Consider the following 5,773-nt stretch of genomic DNA (forward strand, 5'->3'; position numbering starts at 1 on the left):
CCTCTCGGACGAGGTCGACATCGCACCGATCACGGACGATGAGGACTACACCCTCGCCACCCTCATCGACGTGAACCTCGGAGTGTGGGTCAGTAGTTAAAACGCCGCCCGATGCCTGGATCCACAGGACTTGTGCGCCGCGAAGCTTGTTCGCGGTGAAGACAAGGACCTCGAGTTTGTGAGCGCTCTCGTGAAAGCCGGACTCATCAATCCCGCATCCCTGGTGCGGATCTGCAAGAAGTTCCCGGTCAGCGATACCCGACGTGACATCGCCAATAGACGAGCTCAGGCATTCCTCTAGCTATACACAAACACTTAAAGTTGTCGACATCAGAGACTGTCAACGGCGGCCGCCGAAATGGGAATCCGAGTCAAATACACCTTCGCCATCAGGCTCGTGAACGAACTTGTCGACGCAGAGGACGAGAAGAACCTCGTTAGAACCATCGCCCGCAATGGTGGTGGAAAATCGAGGAGCAGGCGGAGGAAAATGCACGTCGGTGTCGAGGATCGGCCCCGCCGTTTTAGCCGAGTTGAGGTCCTTGGAACAGCCCACAAAGGGACTGTATTAAGAACCGTTGAAAGTACGGCCGTAATACACAACGCTCCTGCGGTTTCTCGGGAGCGTTTCGTGTTTTCGGCGGCGGTCCGCAGCTGGATGCCGGTGGGCCGCCAGATTTTCCGTGTTGTGGGCCGTTAAATGACGATGGCGCCCGTTTCGAGGCGCCGCCGCGCTGTCGATATCCCGGCTGTTGAACCTAGGTGTGATCCCTTGCCGACATGGCAGCAGGCTGCCATTCTGGGTGAATCCACACTTCCGATGGCGAACGATAGGAACAGACCATGCCGCTCTATCTGACAAAGTTCAGCTATACAACCGAGACCTGGGCAAGGCTGATCAGCAACCCGGAAGACCGCCGAGAGGCCGCCCAGGCGTATATCGGATCGGTCGGTGGGAAACTCCATGGATTCTGGTATGCCTTTGGCACCCACGACGGATACAGCGTGTGGGAGGCCCCGGACAACGCGTCCATGGCCGCGGTGGCACTGGCCATCAGCGGAGGCGGCGCACTGAGCTCGTTCGAAACGACAGTGCTCTTGACCGTCGACGAAACAATGGAAGCCATGCGGACAGCCGGGCAGATTAAGTACCGGTCTCCGGGCACATAACATCTCCGGCGCCCCAAAGGCTGGACCTACCTGAGCCTCCGCCGCCCATAGCCGCGCGCTGCTCGAGGTCACGTCTCGCTGCGCGGTGGAGTTTCTCACCACCGTGCGGGTCAGTAGTTCCGGCGTAGCCGGCGCCCGGTCCTGGGAGGATCACTGCCTCGTCGATGACCTCGATGTTCACCCGTTCCAACGGGTTCGTTGACCAGATCTGTCGCCAGTAGCGCCTCGGGGATCCGGCGAAGGCGAGCAGGTCGGGTTGCGCGTCGGTGAGCATCGCAGCGACCTTCGGGTGGGACCGGCCGAGCACGCTGGTGACCTCGGCGAACTGCTTCTGAATGTGTTCCGCGTCGGGCTGGGCGAAGATCGTGCGGATGATCGAGGCCACCATGTCCTGCGATCCTTTCGGCACCACCGCGAGGACGTTCCGCATGAAAAGGACCCGCCATCTCTGCCAGCCGGCGCCCTGGAATGCCGTCCCGATGGCCTTCTTCAGCTCGGTGGGGGCGTCAGACATGACCAGCCTCACCCCGCCGAGGGCGCCGGTCTTCAGGGAGCGGAGGAAGCTGGTACAGAAAGCCTCGCTCTCGCTGTCGCCGACCTCGAAGCTGAGAACTTCCGGGCGGCCGTCTGCCGCGACGCCCACCGCGATGACGACAGCTTGGGACACGATCCGGTGCCCAACCCGGGCCTTGCAGTAAATCGTATCGAGGAACATTTACGGGAAGTCCAGTCCGCTCAAGGTGCGGGCGCGGAACTCGGCTTCTTCCGCGTCGGCGCTCGCGCAGATCCTCGACACCTCAGATTCGGAGATCCTGCTGTCCGCGCCGAGCGCCTTCACAAGGTCGTCGACCTTGCGGGTCGAGACGCCGTGGACGCAGGCCTCCACCAGTACCGCGAACAACGCCTGATCGACCCGGCGGCGCCGCTGCGGCAGGGCCGTGAAGAACGACCCGGTGCGCAGCTCCAGGACCCTTAAACCGACGTCCCCAGTAGTGGTCGTCAATGTTCGAGGACGGGATCCGTTCCGCTGGCTGGTGCGTTCGGTGGATCGCTCAAACGGCTCGGCGTCGATGAACGCGGTCGCCTCCGCGTCGATCAGCTCCTGATAGAGCGTCTCGGTCACCGACCGGATTCGATCGGTGACATCGGTGACTTTCAATCGGCCAAGCAGGTCAAGCAGGGCAGCCTTGTCTCGACTTCGTGACGCGACCGTCCCGCGAGCTTCCTTCCATGATCTTGTTCCGAATGACTGCGATCCACGCCGAGACTCAAGCGAAGGCTTTCTTGGCGGCCAGCGGGTCTGCCTGTGGTTGCTGCGAAGAGTCCAGTGAATAGCACCGCGTAATTGTGGACTCGCAACAGTGTCGCGGCTTCGACTTGTCGTGGGGGGTTATCCGAGCTCGTCGACGGCACGAAGGGTGGGGAGGGCGATGCACTGGATAATGGTGCCGATGTCGGTCCATCGCGGCCGGTTGGCCTCTGGCGCGGGGGAGGCGCGGAGGTGAAGTCGGTGCGGTGATCGGTGGATTGCGCTTTAGCTGTCGACAGCAACGGGGCGCAATCCTGGTTCTGTATCAACATCCACTGAGACAACATCGTAGGCCCCCGCGCAGCGGCGCCCTCCGGTCCTACGACCCGTTTGGGCATCCCATCACGCGGTGCGTCGTGCCTCCTGAGGTGCGCGAGACTTGTCTACGCGCTGTCGTCGACCTCCCTGGAACTCGCGCCCCATCGACCGTAGCCGCTCCACCCGCTCCGCCACCGGCGGGTGCGATCTGAGTAGCCCTGCGAGCCAGCCATCGCCGATCGGGTTGACGATGAACAGCCCGCTCACCTCGGCCGTGGCCTTTGTCATGGGCGCGCTGTGCGCGGTGATTTTCTCGAGCGCGCGCACGAGGCCGTCGGGGTAGCGGGTGAGTTCCACACCGCTGGCGTCGGCCAGAAACTCGCGGCGCCGCGACACTGCCGAGCACGAGCATCAACACGCCGACGGCGCCGAGAATGAGTCCCAACCCGAACCGAAACTGCTCGAGCACCGACCGCGTCATCGCCCAGCCGAGCACGATGAGCACGCCGGCGAGCGAGGGGATCGAGCCCACCAGTGCGAAGGTGGTGAGCGTCACGCGGCCGTCCTGGTTGACGATGTGCGCCACCTCGTGCGCGATCACCGCCTCGAACTCGCTGTCATTGAGCAGGTCGAGGGCACCGCTGGTCACCCCGATTACTGCGTCTTTCGGCGACAGCGAGGCAGCGAAGGCGTTGGGGGGCTGGGTCGTCGATCACGCCAACTCGCGGCATCGGGATGCCCGCCCGAATCGCCGTCGTCGCAACCACCCGATGAAGCCGCGGCTGCTGCTCGGCGTCGGCCGCCGCCCAGGCAGCCGACTCGGCTGCCGAGGCCGTGGCGTGGCTGAGCGACCACCACACGTAAAGCGGGCAGAAGATCGCGAGCGCCACGAGCGGCCAATGCTCACTGAACACCCAAGCCGAGAATCGCCCCGAGTTGTGTGGTGGGTCTGATGTGTCCCGGCTTTGGTTGATTCGCGCTACAGCGACGACTCCGCCCCGGCTCGGAGGTGGGCCCGTTAGGAGCGATTATTTCTGCCCGTCCAGTTCCCGCCAAGGCCCAGCCATACCTGCAGGCAAATAACTTCGGTCGACGGTGAAGAGAAGCTTCGACCGCCATAGGGACATCGGTGAGTGACGTTCCTGCGGAGGCTGGGCCGGCGCCTGCGGCTAAAAGTTGAGCCGGTGGAGGTTTTGGTGATCGCGATGGAGAATGATTTTCCCGAGCGTGAACGCCGGGTCTGTCGAAGGAGGGATATGCCATGAGCGACGAACAGGCGGTACCGGAGTCGAAAGGTGTTTCGATCGAACTGCTTGCCACAGTCGACCTCGGTCCCGAGATTGCGGGTATGGCGGGGCGTCAGCTCCGGATGCGCAAGGTGACCATCGAACCTGGAGGTGTCTTCGGCCCGATCCACGACCACGTGGGCAGGCCGGGCGCGGTCTACATCCTGCAGGGAACGATCACCGACCATCGAAATGGCGAGGCTGAGGAATACGGGCCTGGACCGGGCTGGCCCGAAGACAGGCACACCACGCATTGGCTCGAGAACACGGGCACGACATCGGCTGTCGAGATCTCGATCGACATCGTCTGAAAGCCCTAGGCCATGATGATGTCACCTCCACAGACAATGAACTATCGGACGATTTCGCACCGCCGTAGACGGATCGCCATCATCAGGTTCGGGGGACGCGGCCGTGTCTCCGCACGGGGACTGCTGTCGCTTCGGTGGCTTCCGAACGGGAGGATTCTTGATTGAGCGTTAAAGGATCGTGATTATCATGGGGGCCGCGTCGGCCAACATTCACGGGGCCTGTCGACTAAACCCAACGACCCACGGGAATGTACTTAGAACTCTTGAAAGCACGGTCGTAAAACACAACGCTCCTGAGGAAACTCGGGAGCGTTTCGCGTTTTCGGCGACGGTCCGCGGTCGGGCGCCGGTGGCTGGTCAGAATTTCGCGGCTTTGGGCTGTTAAGTGACGATGGCGCCCGTTTCGGGGCGCGGCGAATTGTGCGGTGTGCGGTGGGTTTGCCCTCTCGGGCGGTGTCGGGGATGCCGGAGTGTCGGTTTAGGTTCGCAGGGGGCTGATGAGTCTGCCGAGTCGTTGCAGTTCGAGAGCGGACTCGCGCTCCACGGTCTTCGTGTACGGGTTGTCCCAGATGCGGTCGCGGCGGCGCATGATCGGGTTCTTCTGCGCGGTGGTGCCGTGTTCCTCGTCCCGCAGGAACGAAGCGATCTTTCTCAGGTTGTAGTTGACCAGCAGGATCGTGATGAACAGTTGGGCGGCGGCGAAGCCGCGCACGCGGCGGCGTCCGGAGAGTTCCATCTGTTCGGTGCCGGGGTCTTTGACGCCCTCGTGGAGGGACTCAATCGACTGCCGGGCGTGGGTGTGGAAGTTGTCCCATTCCTTGCTCTGATGGGGGAACGCCTGCTTCTGCCGGATGGTGTCGTGCTCGGTGAAGGTCACGGAGTGCTGGCGCCAGATGTCGTCGAGGAACTCGGGCACATCCTCGGGGTTTGGGTCGGGTTTCTCCTTGTTGCGCAAAACGAACTGGGTGCGTTCCTGGATGCGTTGGCGGAAGGTGTCGTTGCCGATCTCGCCGGCCATGAACTGTTTGGTGGTGTCCTTGAGTGCCTGCGGGGTGCGGGGGCACTAGACGTCACCCTCGATGTACACGGCACCGGCTTTGCCGCCCTGCACGCCGAGCCGGTCGATGCGGTATGCGGTCGAGGGGGTGAATCCGAGGTCGGCCACCGGCTGGTGCAGGCACCGGCCGGTGCAGGGATTCCACAGTCGCGTTGGCGAAGTACTGCTTGTCCGCGGAGACGATCCCGGGAGGCAACCCGGTGTCCAGGGCGAACCCCATCACGCTGACGGCCTCCTCGGACACTCCGATGTTCGGCAGGCTCAGGGTGGCAGCTATGGCGATCTTGGGGAACCTTTGGCTGCCGGGCTGTCCGGAATCGACCCGCACCGAGGTGTTGACCGTCAGCCCCCCACGCACGACGAACACCCCGCGCGGCCGCTC

Annotated in this window: 4 protein-coding genes and 3 pseudogenes; 3 read left to right on the plus strand and 4 right to left on the minus strand. The window is 63.2% G+C overall.

The genetic code is table 11. From position 1 onward, the window contains the following. Positions 1 to 337 precede the first annotated feature (337 nt). Together LH475_RS09635 and LH475_RS09640 are read left to right on the plus strand one after the other, a co-directional pair. Positions 338 to 460, plus strand: a pseudogene (locus LH475_RS09635) (AAA family ATPase); the annotation flags it as partial. Between the two features lie 383 nt (positions 461 to 843). Next, positions 844 to 1,170, plus strand: a complete 327-nt coding sequence (locus tag LH475_RS09640; RefSeq protein ID WP_297413676.1) for a GYD domain-containing protein — start codon at positions 844 to 846, stop codon at positions 1,168 to 1,170. 166 nt (positions 1,171 to 1,336) lie between these two features. Here LH475_RS09640 and LH475_RS09645 read toward each other — a convergent pair. The 3 genes and pseudogenes from LH475_RS09645 to LH475_RS14570 all read right to left on the minus strand — a co-directional run. After that, a pseudogene (locus tag LH475_RS09645) lies at positions 1,337 to 2,350 on the minus strand (IS256 family transposase); the annotation flags it as partial. Between the two features lie 471 nt (positions 2,351 to 2,821). Next, positions 2,822 to 3,133 (minus strand): M48 family metalloprotease, encoded by a 312-nt coding sequence (locus tag LH475_RS09650; protein WP_297413678.1) that lies wholly within the window; start codon positions 3,131 to 3,133, stop codon positions 2,822 to 2,824. A 28-nt stretch (positions 3,134 to 3,161) separates the two neighbouring features. Beyond that, a pseudogene (locus LH475_RS14570) lies at positions 3,162 to 3,425 on the minus strand (M48 family metalloprotease); the annotation flags it as partial. A 573-nt stretch (positions 3,426 to 3,998) separates the two neighbouring features. Here LH475_RS14570 and LH475_RS09655 point away from each other — a divergent pair. Further along, positions 3,999 to 4,334: a cupin domain-containing protein gene (locus LH475_RS09655; RefSeq protein WP_297413680.1), complete on the plus strand. Its 336-nt coding sequence runs from the start codon at positions 3,999 to 4,001 to the stop codon at positions 4,332 to 4,334. Between the two features lie 478 nt (positions 4,335 to 4,812). Here the strand turns inward: LH475_RS09655 and LH475_RS09660 are convergent, their stop codons facing one another. Beyond that, positions 4,813 to 5,352 carry a hypothetical protein gene (locus LH475_RS09660; protein WP_297413682.1) on the minus strand — a complete coding sequence of 180 codons (540 nt, stop codon included), beginning with the start codon at positions 5,350 to 5,352 and terminating at the stop codon, positions 4,813 to 4,815. Positions 5,353 to 5,773 lie beyond the last annotated feature (421 nt).

The sequence above is a fragment of the Cryobacterium sp. genome (assembly GCF_026786305.1).
GTDB lineage: Bacteria > Actinomycetota > Actinomycetes > Actinomycetales > Microbacteriaceae > Cryobacterium.

Coding starts and splice junctions, on each gene's coding strand:
- LH475_RS09640 (WP_297413676.1), top strand. CDS start 844: ATGCCGCTCTATCTGACAAAGTTCAGCTATACAACCGAGACCTGGGCA.
- LH475_RS09655 (WP_297413680.1), top strand. CDS start 3,999: ATGAGCGACGAACAGGCGGTACCGGAGTCGAAAGGTGTTTCGATCGAA.
- LH475_RS09660 (WP_297413682.1), bottom strand. CDS start 5,352: ATGGCCGGCGAGATCGGCAACGACACCTTCCGCCAACGCATCCAGGAA.